This window comes from Mesorhizobium sp. PL10, assembly GCF_053714315.1.
Genome location: NZ_JBSKBR010000007.1, coordinates 65682 through 78779, shown reverse-complemented (window position 1 = coordinate 78779; position 13098 = coordinate 65682). Strand labels below are relative to the sequence as shown.

Genomic DNA, 13098 nt, shown 5'->3' with positions numbered 1-13098 from the left:
TGTGAAGCGGTTTTCGCCCGGAATTGCGTCAAACAACAGAGCTCAGAGCCGCTTTCAAGCGGCTTTGATCGTTAGGCCTTGGCCGGTATGGTGAGGCCGCGTTGCACCGCTGGCCGCGCCAGGCCGCGTTCCAGCCATGCCGCGACGGTGGGGAAATCGTCGAAGCCGACGAGTTCACGCGCCTCGTAGAAGCCGATCAGATTGCGCACCCAGCCCAGCATCGAGATGTCGGCGATGGTGAAATCGTCATCCATGATCCAGCTGCGGCCCTTCAGCCTTGTCTCGAGCACGCCGATCAGCCGCCGCGATTCGTTGCGGTAGCGATCCAGCGGCCGCTTGTCGGCGATCTCGCGTCCGGCGAATTTGTTGAAAAAACCGACCTGTCCGAAGATCGGCCCGATCGCCGCCATCTGGAAGAACACCCACTGGATGGTTTCGTAGCGCCGCGCCGGATCGGCCGGGATCAGCTTGCCGGTCTTGTCGGTGAGATAGAGCAGGATGGCGCCGGATTCGAACAGGCCTAAGGGCTTACCGCCCGGGCCATCGGGGTCGATGATGGCCGGTATCTTGCCGTTCGGGTTCAGCGCCAGGAATTCCGGCGTCCAGCTCTGGTCCTTGCCGATATCCACCAGATGCGCCTCGTAGGGCAGGCCGAGTTCTTCCAGCGCGATCGACACTTTCACGCCGTTCGGCGTCGTCGCGGAATAGAGCTGCAGGCGGTCGGGATGGCTGGCCGTCCAACGCTTGGTGATCGGGAAAGCGGACAGGTCGGTCATCGAAAGCTCCGGTCGGGAATTTGGCGCGGCATCGCGCCGTTTGGCGGGTTGCGAAGGATTATCCGCGACGTCTTTGCCGATCAACCGGCCGGTGGTGCACACACAATCTTCACTAGCGGCCGGCAGCCCGGCGTCAGACCGCCTTGAACGCCACCACGGCATTGGTGCCGCCAAAGGCAAAACCGTTGCTGATCGCCGCCCGCACCTTGCGCTCGCGCGCCACATTGGGCGTCACGTCGAGATCGCAATCGGGGTCGGCCTGCCGGAAATTGGCCGTCGGCGGCACGATGCCTTCGCGGATCGCCATCACGCAGGCGATCATTTCCAGGCCGCCCGAGGCGCCGAGGCAATGGGCGTGCATGGATTTGGTCGACGACACCGAGAGCTTGTAGGCGTGGTCGCCGAATACGCGCTTGATCGCCGCCGTCTCGATCTGGTCGTTGGCCTTGGTGCCGGTGCCGTGGGCGTTGAGATAGTCGACGTCCTCTGGATTGAGCCCGGCCTCGGCAAGACAGGCTTGCATCGCCGCCGTCGGACCCTCGACGGTCGGCGCGACGATGTCGGAGGCATCGGCCGAAAGCCCGGCGCCGGCAATCTCGGCCAGAATGTCAGCGCCGCGCGCCATGGCGTGCTCATAGGTTTCCAGCACCGCCATTCCAGCACCTTCGCCCAGCGACAGGCCCTGGCGGTCGGCAGAGAACGGCCGGCAAGTGTCGGGCGCCAGCACCCGCAACGCTTCCCAACCCTTCAGAATGCCCCAGACCAGCGGCGCATCGGTGCCGCCGGCGACCATGACGTCGGCGCGGCCGAGCCGGATCTGGTCGACCGCCGAGGCGAAGGCGTGGTTGGACGACGAGCAGGCCGAGGTGACGCCGAACACCGGCCCGCGCAGGCCAAGCACCATGCTGACCTGGCCGGCCGCGGCGCTTGGCATCACCTTCGGCACGGTGAAGATGCCGGCGCGGTTTCTTCCGTCGATCAGGATGGCGCGATAGTTTTCCTCGATCGCTTCCCAGCCGCAGACGCCGACGCCAACCACCGCGCCCATCCGGTAGGTGGTGGCCTCATCAGCGGTAAGCCCCGCTTGCTGCATGGCCTCGCGCGCGGCAATGGCCGCCAGCAGGCTGAAGCGGTCCATCGACACGGTCTGCCTGTGAGCGATGCCATGCTCGGGCATTGCCTTGATCTCGCAACCGACCTTGGTCTTCAGATCATGCAGCAGCGGATTGTCGATCTGGCCGATGGCGGAACGTCCGGCGCGCATCTCGTTCCAGATCGCGGGCGCATTGGTGCCGAGGCCGCATATGCCGCCTATGCCGGTAATGACGACGCGCTTGTGCATTCAGGCTTTCTTCGCGATCAGCGCGCGAACAGCCTCGACCATGTCGCCGACATTTTTCAGATTGCTCCAGGCATCGACCGTGTTCATCTCGATCTCGATGCCGTACTGTTCCTCGAGATCGAAGATGATCTCGGTCAATTCCAGCGAATGGATGCCAAGCGCGGTCAGTTCCGTATTGGTGGTGATCTCTTCGCCGCTAGGCTCGGCATGAGCCTTGATCTTGGCGATGATTTCCGTTGCCAGCTCGTCAGCCATTCGATTCCTTCCCCAATTTTGTCATTTGGCGGTGCCGATTGGTTGGCCCCCCTGTTGCCTGGAATGAAAATCCCCATCGCCTTCAAAACCCGCCAGGCGCGGCATGACCGTTCCAAAGTGGCTCCCTCTATAGAAACGGAAACGCTGTCAAGCAACAAGCTATATCAACTAGCTACATATCGACAAAGCAGCCGGAGTGCTTAACGTTGGGGCGATGGATACGTTGCAACATGGCTTGACCCGGGTGCTGCCGGCCCAGCGCGTCGCAGGCGCGGCTCGGCTTGCATGCGGCATCAGCGCCGGCCGCACCAGGCTTTCGCGCCTCTATCAGGACGGATCGGCCAAGATCCGCATGCCGGCGGTTGCGGCCGATCCGCTTGAAGCCGTGCTCATCAACACCGCGGGCGGGCTGACTGGCGGTGATCGGCTTGGCTGGGACATCGAGGTCGGGCCAGGTGCCTCCGCTTCGATCACCACCCAGGCCTGCGAAAAGATCTATCGCGCCGAAAGCGATCGTGCCGAAGTGCGGGTAAAGCTTAAAGTCGGCGCGGAGGGCCGTATTGCCTGGCTGCCGCAGGAAACCATCGTCTTCGACCGCTCGGCCTTTGCCCGCACGCTCGACGTGGAGCTTTCCGCAGGCGCCGAGGCTTTGGTGCTCGAGGCAACCGTCTTTGGCCGCCTGGCGATGGGTGAACAGGCCGCGCAAGGTCTTTTCCACGACCGCTGGCGGGTCCGCGGGGACGGTGCGCTCATTCATGCCGAGGATTTCCGGATCGGGCCGGCCATAGCGGCAGCCCTTGGCCGCCCGGCGGTTGCCGGCGGCGCCATTGCCGTGGCGACGCTGTTGATGGTTTCACCGCAGGCGGAAGCCTTGCTCGAGCCGGCCCGCGACATCATCGGCGCTGAGGGCGGTGCCAGCGCCTGGAGCGTGAAGAAATCTGGCAAGCTTCTTGCGAGGCTGTTTGCCGAGGACGGTTACCAGCTGCGCAAGCGGCTGGTTCCGCTCGTCGAACTGCTCAACGGGCGGGCCGGTCTGCCCAAATTATGGTCACTCTGAACCAAATCCAGGCCAAACTCAGGGAAGCGCATGAACCTTACGCCGCGAGAAAAGGACAAGCTGCTCATAGCCATGGCGGCGATCGTGGCGCGCAAGCGGCTCGAACGCGGCGTCAAGCTCAATCACCCCGAAGCGATCGCGCTGATCACCGATTTCGTCGTCGAGGGCGCCCGCGACGGCCGCCCGGTCGCCGAACTGATGGAGGCCGGCGCCCATGTCGTCACCCGGGCGCAGGTCATGGAAGGCATCGCCGAGATGATCCACGACGTGCAGGTGGAGGCGACGTTTCCCGACGGCACCAAGCTGGTGACCGTGCACGAACCGATCCGGTGAGGAGAAGGAGATGCTCGAACTCAGGCCCAACTGTGAATGCTGCGACAAGGACCTGCCGCCGGACGCGACGGATGCCCTGATCTGCACCTTTGAGTGTACCTTCTGCGCCGGCTGCGTCGAGAACGTGCTGGGCGGTGTCTGCCCGAACTGCGGTGGCAATTTTTCGACCCGGCCGATCCGGCCGGCAGAGAAGCTGAACAAATATCCGGCCTCGACCAGACGCGTGCTCAAGGCGGAGGGCTGCGGCCCGCGAAAGGCCGCTTGATTGTTATCCTGAATTGGAAGGTAGACCGATGATCTCCGCGACCAAACGCACCACGCTTGCCGCGCTCCTGCTGCTGGCGGCGGCCATGCCGGCCTATGCCCATGTCGGCATCGGCGCCACCTCGTCCTTCGCTGCGGGCTTCGCGCATCCGCTGTCCGGTCTCGACCACATGACGGTCATGGTCGCCGTCGGCCTGTGGGCAGCGCTCAAGGGCGGCAAGGCGATATGGGCCTGGCCGCTGGCTTTTGTCGGCGTCATGCTGGTCGGCGGCGCGCTCGGCATGCTGCATGTGCCTGTGCCTTTCGTAGAGCCGGGCATCCTCGCCTCCATCGTTGCGCTCGGCCTGCTGGTGGCGCTGGCGGTCGATCTGCCTGTTACGGCCGGCGTCGCCATCATCGGCCTGTTCGCGCTGTTCCATGGCCATGCCCATGGCACCGAAGTGTCGGAAAATGCCGGCGGGCTTGGCTATATGGCCGGCTTCGCCGTCGCCACCGCGCTTCTCCATGCCATAGGCATCGCCGCTGGCCTCGGTCTCGGCATGGGCCTTCGTGGCCTTACCGGCGCTGCCGGTGCGGCGTGTGCTGCGGTCGGAGTCGGCCTGGTCTTCGGCGTTCTGTGAGGCCTGACATGATCCCCGGCGAAGTCATCACCGCAAGCGGCGACATCGAGCTCAACAAGGGTTTGCCGACGGTGACGCTCAAAGTCGCCAACAGCGGCGACCGGCCGATCCAGGTCGGCAGCCACTACCATTTCTTCGAAACCAATGAGGGGCTGAAATTCGACCGCGACAAAGCGCGCGGCATGCGTCTCGACATCGCCGCCGGCACGGCGATGCGCTTCGAACCGGGACAGCAGCGCGACGTCACGCTGGTGCCGCTCGGGGGAAAGCGCGAGGTCTATGGCTTCCAGCAGAAAATCATGGGCAAGCTGTGAGGTCGACAGGGTCGAACGCCCTGGGATCAATTCGACGGCCTTGCCGCGGCATAGATGACGATTCCTGCGGGGCCGTCGAATTCGACGGCCAGAACGTCCTCGGCCAGCACGCGCCTGGAATCGATAGCATTGAACAGCAGCGCGTTGGCGTCGATCTCCTTGCGCAATTCGGTAATGTCGTCCTGATGCTGCTTGACCTTGTTTTCGACGGCAGGCGGCGGACCGCCTTCGCTGCGCGCCGCATCGGTGAGGAAGACGATATCCACCGTATCGAGCTTGGATGTCTTGCGCACTGTGCCGATGTTTTCACGCGTCCGCTCGATCGCGGCGATGAGCTTTCCGGTCTCCGTCGTCGTGTGCGCCTCTTCCTGCCGCACGTCGGAGCCGACGATCCGGTTGACGGTCTCCTGGCTTTCAAGGGCCCGCGCGACAGGCGGGCCGTAGGCCGCGAGGAACACGCAAGTCGCAATGCTCTGGAGCCATCTGGCGTCGGCAAAGGGAATGGTCGGCATAGGTCGCTCCTGGCGAACTTTTCTGCGCAACGCCGTTCGGCGCCAAAGAAGCCAAACGACTCCCGTCCGGCGAAGGTTCCCTCCGCAATAGGGCCGGCGGGTCGGATACCGACCCGCCAGGCCTTGTCGTCAGCTCGCCTTCTTGGTGACCAGGGTCAGTGCGCCATCGGTGGTCATGCTGGCGGCAACCACCTGTGCGGAGGTGAGGCCCTTGGCTTGCAGCGCAGACTTGATCTGCGGCGTCGCGTCGATCGAGCTGCGCAATTTCTGCAAGCCGGCATCGCCGCGCTGGGCGATCACCTGATTGACCTGCGTCTGGGTGGCCTGGGGCAATTCGCTGATATCGACGATGTTGACCTTCTGGATCGCCGGCGCTGCCGGCTGAGCGCTGGGCGCCGCAGGCTTGGGTTGCGGCGTGGGCTGCTGCTGGGCGCCGGCAATTGTCGCGGAGGCCAGCGTGGCGACGGCTGCAAGAACGATGATTTTGCGCATGAATTTTCCTTCCATCGAATGGGCCAGGGATTTGGCAAACGGTCGTTTCGGGGTTGCATGTCAACCTCAACCGCCAAATGGGATCAGAAGGTGTCGCCGAGCGGGTCATTGCATGACCATTGGATGGCGACGATGTGGAGTTCGGCTTCGGCCAGACCGGTTTTAGGAGCATTTGCTGATGGCTAGAATTACCCGCGCCGCCTATGCGCAGATGTATGGCCCGACCGTCGGCGACAAGGTGCGCCTTGCCGACACCGAATTGTTCATCGAGGTCGAAAAGGATCTCACCATCCATGGCGAAGAGGTGAAATTCGGCGGCGGCAAGGTCATCCGCGACGGCATGGGCCAGAGCCAGGTTTCCCGCGCCGGAGGCGCGGTCGACACCGTCATCACCAATGCGCTGGTGGTCGATGCCTCAGCCGGCATCTTCAAGGCCGACATCGGCCTCCGGGACGGCCGCATCGCGGCCATCGGCAAGGCCGGCAATCCCGACATGCAGGATGGTGTGACAATCATCATCGGCCCCGGCACCGAGATCATCGCCGGCGAAGGCAAGATCCTCACCGCCGGCGGCTTCGACGCGCATATCCACTTCATCTGCCCGCAGCAGATCGACGAGGCGCTGATGTCGGGCATCACCACCATGCTCGGCGGTGGCACCGGTCCGGCGCATGGCACGCTCGCCACCACCTGCACGCCGGGCCCCTGGCACATGGCGCGTATGATCCAGTCCTTCGACGCCTTTCCCATGAACATCGGCCTGTCGGGCAAGGGCAATGCCTCCCTGCCGGCAGCGCTGGAAGAGATGGTGCTGGGTGGCGCCTGCTCGCTGAAGTTGCACGAGGACTGGGGCACGACGCCGGCGGCCATCGACTGCTGCCTGTCGGTCGCAGATGACTACGACGTGCAGGTGATGATCCACACCGACACGCTGAACGAGTCCGGCTTTGTCGAAAACACCGTCGCGGCGATCAAGGGCCGCACCATTCATGCCTTCCACACCGAAGGCGCCGGCGGCGGCCACGCCCCTGACATCATCAAGGTCTGCGGCCTGCCCAACGTCATCCCGTCCTCGACCAACCCGACCCGGCCCTACACCGTGAACACGCTGGCTGAGCACCTCGACATGCTGATGGTCTGCCATCATCTGTCGCCGTCCATCCCCGAAGACATCGCCTTTGCCGAAAGCCGCATCCGCAAGGAAACCATCGCCGCCGAAGACATTTTGCACGATATCGGCGCCTTCTCGATCATCTCGTCGGATAGCCAGGCCATGGGCCGCGTCGGCGAAGTGGCGATCCGCACCTGGCAGACCGCCGACAAGATGAAGCGCCAGCGCGGGTCGCTGCCGCAGGAGACCGGCAACAACGACAATTTCCGCGTCCGCCGCTACATCGCCAAATACACCATCAACCCGGCCATCGCGCATGGCCTGTCCAGGGATATCGGCTCGATCGCGATCGGCAAACGCGCCGATCTGGTGCTGTGGAACCCGGCCTTCTTCGGTGTGAAGCCGGACATGGTGCTGATCGGCGGCATGATCGCTGCCGCCCCGATGGGCGATCCCAATGCCTCGATCCCGACGCCGCAGCCGATGCATTACCGGCCGATGTTCGGCGCCTATGGCAAGGCCAGGACCAACTCGTCGGTGACTTTCGTTTCGAAGGCAGCACTCGAGTCGGGCCTGCACGGCCGGCTCGGCGTGGAAAAACAGTTCGTCGCGGTCGAGAACACACGCGGCGGCATCGGCAAGCATTCGATGGTGCTCAACGACGCCACGCCGCATGTCGAGGTCGATCCGGAGACGTACGAAGTGCGCGCCGATGGCGAGTTGTTGACCTGCGAGCCGGCAACCGTGCTGCCGATGGCGCAGCGGTATTTTCTGTTTTGATGCGAGGGGCGATTTGATCGACCCGGCAAAATCCGTTGCGACCCGGTCGGGGCGGCCGCAATATGCGGCTCAAAGAAACCGCGCAACTGGTCATGGCCACCGAAATCGTCTCTGCCCACGACGTCTTCCCGCATATTCGCATCGTCATGGGCATGGTGATCGGGCTTGGCGTCACGCGCCTTTTGTCGGGGCTCGCCCGCATCGTCCAGCATCCCGGCCAGTACAAGCTCTATCCCGTGCACCTCGCCTGGGTCGCTTCCATGTTGTTGCTGCTGGTACATTTCTGGTGGTGGGAGTTCGGCCTCTACACGATCGAGACCTGGACCTTCGGCAAATACCTCTTCATCATCTCCTATGCCGTCACCTTGTTCCTGCTGTGCGCGCTGCTGTTTCCTGACTCCATGCTCGATTACACCAGCTATGAAGACTACTTCTATTCGCGGCGCGCCTGGTTCTTCGGCCTGCTCGGCGTCACCTACCTGCTCGACGTCGTCGATACGCTTTTGAAAGGGCCTGAGCACTTCGCTCATTACGGCCATGAATATCTGTTCCGCACGCCGGTTTTTGTTGCGCTGTGCATCGCCGCCATACTGGTGCGCGACCGCCGCTTTCACATCGCCTTCGTCGCCGGCACGCTGATCTACCAGGTATCGTTCATCCTGCGGCTCTTCGACACCATCGTCTGAGCGAATGCTATGGTCTAGGGTTCGGGGGAAAGAGGGTTCAACCATGTACAAGGCCATCGGATCGCGTGGATCCCGGGTCAGCCGCGTTCTCTGGATGCTCGAGGAACTCGGGCAGCCCTATGAATTCGTCGAGGTCAAATTGCGCTCGCCGGAAGCTTATGCGCTGAACCCGTCGGGCAAGGTGCCGATCCTGATCGACGATGAGCTGACGGTGACGGATTCGGCGGCAATCTGCGTCTATCTCGCCGACAAGCACGCCGACAAGGGCATGGGCGCCAATCCGGGTGTCGCCGGGCGCGCCGAAATGGATTCCTGGATGCATTTCGCCCAGTCGGAGTTCGAGGCGCCGCTGTGGAACAATTTGCGCCACCGCTTCCTGCTGCCGAAGGAAGTACGGGTCGATGTCGGCCCCGCCGCCGCCTACGATTTTGCCTCCGAGACCAAGGCGCTCGACCTTCGGCTGGGCGACCGGCAGTTTGCGCTGGGCGGCCGGTTCTCCGCCGTCGACGTGCTGCTTGGCGACATGGGCAGCTGGGCTCGCGCCGGCAAATTCCCGGTCGAGTCAGAACGGGTCAATGCTTATTTCGACCGCGTGCTTTCGCGGCCGGCCCGCGCGCGGGCCCAAGCGAACGGAGGTTCCATCCGATGAAACTCAACCTCAACACCGATTTCACCAAATTCCCGCGTGCCGTCTCGGTGTTGCCTGCCGGCCGTGCCGAAACCACAACCCCGTCCGGTCGTGCCGTTCTGCCGCATGACGAGCGCCATCTGCGCCGCCGCGCCATCGAACTTGCCGACGGCAGCAAGGTGCTGGTCGACCTGCCCGAGCCTGTGACCCTGAACGATGGCGACCGGCTGGTGCTGGAGGACGGCCGCCATGTCGAAATCACGGCAGCGCCTGAAGAAATCTACGACATCCGCGCCCGCGACGCGGTGCATCTGACCGAACTCGCCTGGCATATCGGCAACCGGCATCTGGCGGCGGCGATCGAGCCAGGCCGCATCCTGATTTTGCGCGACCATGTCATCAAGGCGATGCTGGAGGGGCTCGGCGCCACGGTGCACGAGGTCTCCGAGTCGTTCAACCCGGTGCGTGGCGCCTATTCCGGCGGCCACGATCACGGTCACGCGCACAGCCACGCCGAAGCGCATTCCCATGATGGGCATTCTCACGCGCACAGCGAGTCCCATTCCCACAGCCATTCTCATGCCGGGCATCACCACGATCATGATTGACCAGCCTTCCGGCATCGCTTTGCTGCGGCTGATGGCGTGGCTGTCGCCGGCCTTTCCGGTCGGCGGCTTCTCCTACAGTCACGGCCTCGAACGGGCGGTGCATGGCGGGTTGGTAGTCGACAGCGAAGGCCTGGCCGGCTGGCTCGAAACGCTCGTCGAGATGGGCTCGGGCTGGAACGACGCAGTGCTGTTCGCCGAGGCCTGGCGTCGCGCCCGCGATGACGGCGACCTCGATGACATCGCCGCGCTCGCCGAAGCGCTGGCCGGATCGTCCGAGCGCCACACCGAAACCATGCTGCAAGGCGCCGCGTTCCTGAAAGCGGCATCGGCCTGGCCCAACCCCGTGCTAGGGCGTTTGCCGGCCGAATGCGCCTACTGCGTCGCCGTCGGCGCCGTTGCCGGCGGCAACGGCATTGCGCTTCAGGACGCGCTGTCCGCCTTCCTGCAGGCCTTCTTCTCCAACCTCGTCCAGGCGTCGATCCGGCTCGGCGTCGTCGGCCAAAGCGGAGCGACTGCCCTGCTCGCCGGCTTCGAGCCGCTGGCGCTGGCGACCGCCGCGCGCGCGGCCGGCTCGACATTGGACGAGCTCGGCGGCTGCGCCTTCGTCTCCGACGTCATGGCGATGAAGCACGAGACGCAATATTCCAGGCTGTTCCGCTCATGACTGTCCTCGCTTTCCCCCTCTCGGCAGTCCTGCTTTTGATCACCGCGCTGCATGTCTATTGGGGCCTCGGCGGCATCTGGCCGGGCAGGGACGGTGCTTCCTGCGCTCACGCCGTTGTCGGCTTTCGCGGCGTCGACGAAATGCCGACGCCGATTGCCTGTTTTGCCGTTGCCGCTTGCCTGTGTCTGGCAACGCTGTGGCCGCTGGCGCTCACAGGTGTCTTTGCCTCGCCTTTTCCCAGGGAAGGCCTCGCCGCCACGGCGCTGCTCATCGGGCTGGTGTTTCTCGGCCGCGGCATCGCCGGCTTCACGCCTTGGTGGCGCCGGCTGGCGCCGGAACAGCCTTTTGCGCGGCTGGACGTCAGTTTCTATTCGCCGCTCTGCCTGCTGATCGGGCTCAGCTTCGCAATCCTCGCCATCACGGAGTTTTCTGCATGACTCAGGCCAATGGTCCTCTGCGCATCGGCATCGGCGGCCCTGTCGGATCCGGCAAGACGACGCTCACCGAAAAGCTCTGCAAGGCGCTGCGCGACGATTTTTCCATCGCCGTCGTCACCAACGACATCTACACCAAGGAAGACGCCCTGATGCTGGCTCGCCTGCAGGCGCTGCCCGAGGATCGCATCGTCGGTGTCGAGACCGGCGGCTGTCCGCACACCGCTATCCGGGAAGATGCTTCCATCAATCTGCAGGCGATCGCCGGGTTGAACAAAAAGTTTCCCGACCTCGACATCGTCTTCATCGAATCCGGCGGCGACAATCTTGCTGCCACCTTCTCGCCCGACCTTGCCGACCTGACCCTTTATGTCATCTCCGTCTGCCAGGGCGAGGAAATCCCGCGCAAGGGCGGGCCGGCGATCACCCGTTCCGATTTCCTCATCATCAACAAGAGCGATCTGGCCCCCTATGTCAACGTCAACCTCGAAGTCATGGAGAGCGACGCCGCCCGCATGCGCGGCAAGCGCCCCTTCGGCTTCACCGACCTGTCGCGCGGCAAGGGCCTGCAGGAAGTGATCGACTTCATCGTCGAGCATGGCGGGCTGCAGTCGGCCCGCTCCGCCGCCTGACCCAGCACTTACCGGTTGCTGGCCACGGTTGGGCGCGGCATTCTCCGGGGAAATGGAGGATCTTAGGATGAGCATCGCCCGTCTGCAGAAAGAGCCGCTGACCAACCTGCCCTATTACGAGGAGCGCGTCGATCTCGCCGCTGCCTTCCGTTGGACCGCAAGGCTCAACATGCATGAAGCCGTGGCCAATCATTTCTCGCTGTCGGTCAACGAGAACGGCACGAAATTCCTGATGAACCCCAATCAGGTGCATTTCTCACGCATCAAGGCGAGCGACCTGCTGCTGATCGACGCCAACGATCCCGAAACACTGTCCAGCCCGAATGCACCGGACCCGACGGCCTGGGGCCTGCATGGCGCCATCCATCGCAACGTCCCGCACGCCCGCTGCGCCATGCATGTCCACTCCATTCACGCCACCGTTCTGGCGTCGCTGGCCGACTCGACCCTGCCGCCGATCGACCAGAACTCGGCCATGTTCTTCAACCGCCATGTCGTCGACGCCCACTATGGCGGACTGGCTTTCGAGGAAGAGGGCGAGCGCTGCTCGCAACTGCTCACCGATCCCAAGGTCAAGGTGATGGTGATGGGCAATCACGGCGTCATGGTCATCGGCGATACCGTCGCCGACGCCTTCAACCGCATGTTCTATTTCGAGCGCGCCGCCGAGACCTACATCAAGGCGCTGTGGACCGGCCGTCCGCTGCGAACGCTCTCGGACGCCATTGCCGAAAAGGCGGCCAGGGAGATGGACGACTATCCCGGACAGGCGGAGCGTCACCTTGCCGAGCTGAAGGCAATCCTCGACGAGGAAGAACCGGTCTACCGGAGCTGATCGCTCTTGCCTTCTCCCCGTTCAACGGGGAGAAGGTGCCGGAAGGGCGGATGAGGGGCAGCGCTGACGTTCGCAATCGGTCTCAGAGACCGAGTTCGCCTCGCAGCTCTTCAGCACTATTGATAACAACAGCGCCCGGCGGTCCTGCCATCGGCGCTTCCGGCCAGAAAATCGTCCGCATCCCGGCTGCCAGACCGGATGTGGCGCCGGTGACGCTGTCATCGACCGCCACCGCGTCCGCAGGGTCGACGCCGGCCAGCCAAGCGGCGCGCAGGAAGGGTTCCGGGTGCGGCTTGCCCTCGCGCACATCGTTGCGGCTGATCGTGCGCATGCCGGGATAGATCAGGCCAACCGCGTTCAGATTGGCATCGACGATCACGCGGTCTGAATTGGACACCACCGCCTGCTGCACGCCAAGCGCGCGCAATTCGTTGAAGACCTCGATCGCGCCGGGGCGGGGCTTCAGCGTTGCGGCCATCGGCATGTAATGATCGTATTTGCGCACGATCCAGTCATCGAAGGGCAGGTCAAGGCCGAACTCGGCGCGCAGCATCTCGTAGACTGGCCATGCGGCGATGCCCAGCACCCGCTCATGCAGGTCGACCGGCGGCGCGATGCCGACGCTGCGCAGCGCCGCGACCAGGGCGGCTTCATGCAGCGGCTCGCTGTCGACCAGCGTGCCGTCCATATCCCAGAAAACCGCTTTCGGCGTCATGCGAGGCTCCTTTTGCCGATCCCCTTAAAGTGTTTGTATC

General features: G+C 63.9%; 19 protein-coding genes. 13 read left to right on the top strand and 6 right to left on the bottom strand.

The window, feature by feature from the left end:
- Positions 1-71: 71 nt before the first annotated feature.
- The 3 genes from ACWGTO_RS13345 to ACWGTO_RS13335 form a co-directional block, all read right to left on the bottom strand.
- Positions 72-776, bottom strand: a complete 705-nt coding sequence (locus tag ACWGTO_RS13345; RefSeq protein ID WP_454575298.1) for a glutathione S-transferase family protein — start codon at positions 774-776, stop codon at positions 72-74.
- 133 nt (positions 777-909) lie between these two features.
- The gene (locus tag ACWGTO_RS13340; RefSeq protein ID WP_454575297.1) at positions 910-2118 is read right to left on the bottom strand and encodes a beta-ketoacyl-[acyl-carrier-protein] synthase family protein; all 1209 of its coding nucleotides are present in this window, start codon (positions 2116-2118) and stop codon (positions 910-912) included.
- Positions 2119-2373: an acyl carrier protein gene (locus ACWGTO_RS13335; protein WP_454575296.1), complete on the bottom strand. Its 255-nt coding sequence runs from the start codon at positions 2371-2373 to the stop codon at positions 2119-2121.
- Between the two features lie 214 nt (positions 2374-2587).
- Here ACWGTO_RS13335 and ACWGTO_RS13330 point away from each other — a divergent pair, with 214 nt between their 5' ends.
- From ACWGTO_RS13330 to ACWGTO_RS13310, 5 genes are read left to right on the top strand one after another with little or no spacing between them, the layout of a single operon-like run.
- Positions 2588-3430, top strand: coding sequence for an urease accessory protein UreD (locus tag ACWGTO_RS13330; RefSeq protein ID WP_454575295.1), 843 nt, complete (start codon positions 2588-2590; stop codon positions 3428-3430).
- Positions 3431-3460: 30 nt separating this feature from the next.
- On the top strand, positions 3461-3763 hold the full coding sequence (locus ACWGTO_RS13325; protein ID WP_023693076.1) for an urease subunit gamma: 303 nt from the start codon (positions 3461-3463) through the stop codon (positions 3761-3763).
- 10 nt (positions 3764-3773) lie between these two features.
- Complete coding sequence (locus ACWGTO_RS13320; protein WP_454575294.1) at positions 3774-4028, top strand: DUF1272 domain-containing protein; 255 nt, start codon at positions 3774-3776, stop codon at positions 4026-4028.
- Between the two features lie 28 nt (positions 4029-4056).
- On the top strand, positions 4057-4647 hold the full coding sequence (locus ACWGTO_RS13315; RefSeq protein WP_454575293.1) for a HupE/UreJ family protein: 591 nt from the start codon (positions 4057-4059) through the stop codon (positions 4645-4647).
- An 8-nt stretch (positions 4648-4655) separates the two neighbouring features.
- Entirely contained in the window at positions 4656-4961 is a 306-nt protein-coding gene (locus ACWGTO_RS13310) for an urease subunit beta (RefSeq protein ID WP_181056564.1), read from the top strand.
- Between the two features lie 26 nt (positions 4962-4987).
- Here ACWGTO_RS13310 and ACWGTO_RS13305 read toward each other — a convergent pair whose 3' ends face one another.
- Positions 4988-5473: a hypothetical protein gene (locus ACWGTO_RS13305; protein WP_454575292.1), complete on the bottom strand. Its 486-nt coding sequence runs from the start codon at positions 5471-5473 to the stop codon at positions 4988-4990.
- Between the two features lie 129 nt (positions 5474-5602).
- On the bottom strand, positions 5603-5965 hold the full coding sequence (locus ACWGTO_RS13300) for a hypothetical protein (RefSeq protein WP_454575291.1): 363 nt from the start codon (positions 5963-5965) through the stop codon (positions 5603-5605).
- A 178-nt stretch (positions 5966-6143) separates the two neighbouring features.
- On the opposite strand from ACWGTO_RS13300, the gene ureC reads away from it, so the two are divergent.
- The 8 genes from ureC (at position 6144) to ACWGTO_RS13260 (ending at position 12343) form a co-directional block, all read left to right on the top strand.
- Complete coding sequence (ureC, locus tag ACWGTO_RS13295; RefSeq protein ID WP_454575290.1) at positions 6144-7856, top strand: urease subunit alpha; 1713 nt, start codon at positions 6144-6146, stop codon at positions 7854-7856.
- Between the two features lie 92 nt (positions 7857-7948).
- Complete coding sequence (locus tag ACWGTO_RS13290; RefSeq protein WP_454575504.1) at positions 7949-8542, top strand: hypothetical protein; 594 nt, start codon at positions 7949-7951, stop codon at positions 8540-8542.
- A 43-nt stretch (positions 8543-8585) separates the two neighbouring features.
- On the top strand, positions 8586-9191 hold the full coding sequence (locus ACWGTO_RS13285) for a glutathione S-transferase family protein (RefSeq protein ID WP_454575289.1): 606 nt from the start codon (positions 8586-8588) through the stop codon (positions 9189-9191).
- The gene (locus ACWGTO_RS13280; protein ID WP_454575288.1) at positions 9188-9778 is read left to right on the top strand and encodes an urease accessory protein UreE; all 591 of its coding nucleotides are present in this window, start codon (positions 9188-9190) and stop codon (positions 9776-9778) included. The genes ACWGTO_RS13285 and ACWGTO_RS13280 overlap by 4 nt, the downstream gene beginning before the upstream one ends.
- The gene (locus ACWGTO_RS13275; protein WP_454575503.1) at positions 9771-10442 is read left to right on the top strand and encodes an urease accessory protein UreF; all 672 of its coding nucleotides are present in this window, start codon (positions 9771-9773) and stop codon (positions 10440-10442) included. The genes ACWGTO_RS13280 and ACWGTO_RS13275 overlap by 8 nt, the downstream gene beginning before the upstream one ends.
- Complete coding sequence (locus ACWGTO_RS13270; RefSeq protein WP_454575287.1) at positions 10439-10879, top strand: DUF3995 domain-containing protein; 441 nt, start codon at positions 10439-10441, stop codon at positions 10877-10879. Before ACWGTO_RS13275 ends, ACWGTO_RS13270 begins: the two co-directional genes overlap by 4 nt.
- Positions 10876-11508: an urease accessory protein UreG gene (gene ureG, locus ACWGTO_RS13265; RefSeq protein WP_454575286.1), complete on the top strand. Its 633-nt coding sequence runs from the start codon at positions 10876-10878 to the stop codon at positions 11506-11508. Before ACWGTO_RS13270 ends, ureG begins: the two co-directional genes overlap by 4 nt.
- Before the next feature lie 67 nt (positions 11509-11575).
- Complete coding sequence (locus ACWGTO_RS13260; protein ID WP_454575285.1) at positions 11576-12343, top strand: class II aldolase and adducin N-terminal domain-containing protein; 768 nt, start codon at positions 11576-11578, stop codon at positions 12341-12343.
- An 82-nt stretch (positions 12344-12425) separates the two neighbouring features.
- Here ACWGTO_RS13260 and ACWGTO_RS13255 read toward each other — a convergent pair whose 3' ends face one another.
- Entirely contained in the window at positions 12426-13058 is a 633-nt protein-coding gene (locus ACWGTO_RS13255) for an HAD family hydrolase (RefSeq protein ID WP_454575284.1), read from the bottom strand.
- Positions 13059-13098: the final 40 nt, after the last annotated feature.

Bases quoted from the DNA above. Each gene is read 5' to 3' on its own strand.
- ACWGTO_RS13345 (WP_454575298.1), bottom strand. From the start codon at position 776: ATGACCGACCTGTCCGCTTTCCCGATCACCAAGCGTTGGACGGCCAGC.
- ACWGTO_RS13340 (WP_454575297.1), bottom strand. From the start codon at position 2,118: ATGCACAAGCGCGTCGTCATTACCGGCATAGGCGGCATATGCGGCCTC.
- ACWGTO_RS13335 (WP_454575296.1), bottom strand. From the start codon at position 2,373: ATGGCTGACGAGCTGGCAACGGAAATCATCGCCAAGATCAAGGCTCAT.
- ACWGTO_RS13330 (WP_454575295.1), top strand. From the start codon at position 2,588: ATGGATACGTTGCAACATGGCTTGACCCGGGTGCTGCCGGCCCAGCGC.
- ACWGTO_RS13325 (WP_023693076.1), top strand. From the start codon at position 3,461: ATGAACCTTACGCCGCGAGAAAAGGACAAGCTGCTCATAGCCATGGCG.
- ACWGTO_RS13320 (WP_454575294.1), top strand. From the start codon at position 3,774: ATGCTCGAACTCAGGCCCAACTGTGAATGCTGCGACAAGGACCTGCCG.
- ACWGTO_RS13315 (WP_454575293.1), top strand. From the start codon at position 4,057: ATGATCTCCGCGACCAAACGCACCACGCTTGCCGCGCTCCTGCTGCTG.
- ACWGTO_RS13310 (WP_181056564.1), top strand. From the start codon at position 4,656: ATGATCCCCGGCGAAGTCATCACCGCAAGCGGCGACATCGAGCTCAAC.
- ACWGTO_RS13305 (WP_454575292.1), bottom strand. From the start codon at position 5,473: ATGCCGACCATTCCCTTTGCCGACGCCAGATGGCTCCAGAGCATTGCG.
- ACWGTO_RS13300 (WP_454575291.1), bottom strand. From the start codon at position 5,965: ATGCGCAAAATCATCGTTCTTGCAGCCGTCGCCACGCTGGCCTCCGCG.
- ureC (WP_454575290.1), top strand. From the start codon at position 6,144: ATGGCTAGAATTACCCGCGCCGCCTATGCGCAGATGTATGGCCCGACC.
- ACWGTO_RS13290 (WP_454575504.1), top strand. From the start codon at position 7,949: ATGGCCACCGAAATCGTCTCTGCCCACGACGTCTTCCCGCATATTCGC.
- ACWGTO_RS13285 (WP_454575289.1), top strand. From the start codon at position 8,586: ATGTACAAGGCCATCGGATCGCGTGGATCCCGGGTCAGCCGCGTTCTC.
- ACWGTO_RS13280 (WP_454575288.1), top strand. From the start codon at position 9,188: ATGAAACTCAACCTCAACACCGATTTCACCAAATTCCCGCGTGCCGTC.
- ACWGTO_RS13275 (WP_454575503.1), top strand. From the start codon at position 9,771: ATGATTGACCAGCCTTCCGGCATCGCTTTGCTGCGGCTGATGGCGTGG.
- ACWGTO_RS13270 (WP_454575287.1), top strand. From the start codon at position 10,439: ATGACTGTCCTCGCTTTCCCCCTCTCGGCAGTCCTGCTTTTGATCACC.
- ureG (WP_454575286.1), top strand. From the start codon at position 10,876: ATGACTCAGGCCAATGGTCCTCTGCGCATCGGCATCGGCGGCCCTGTC.
- ACWGTO_RS13260 (WP_454575285.1), top strand. From the start codon at position 11,576: ATGAGCATCGCCCGTCTGCAGAAAGAGCCGCTGACCAACCTGCCCTAT.
- ACWGTO_RS13255 (WP_454575284.1), bottom strand. From the start codon at position 13,058: ATGACGCCGAAAGCGGTTTTCTGGGATATGGACGGCACGCTGGTCGAC.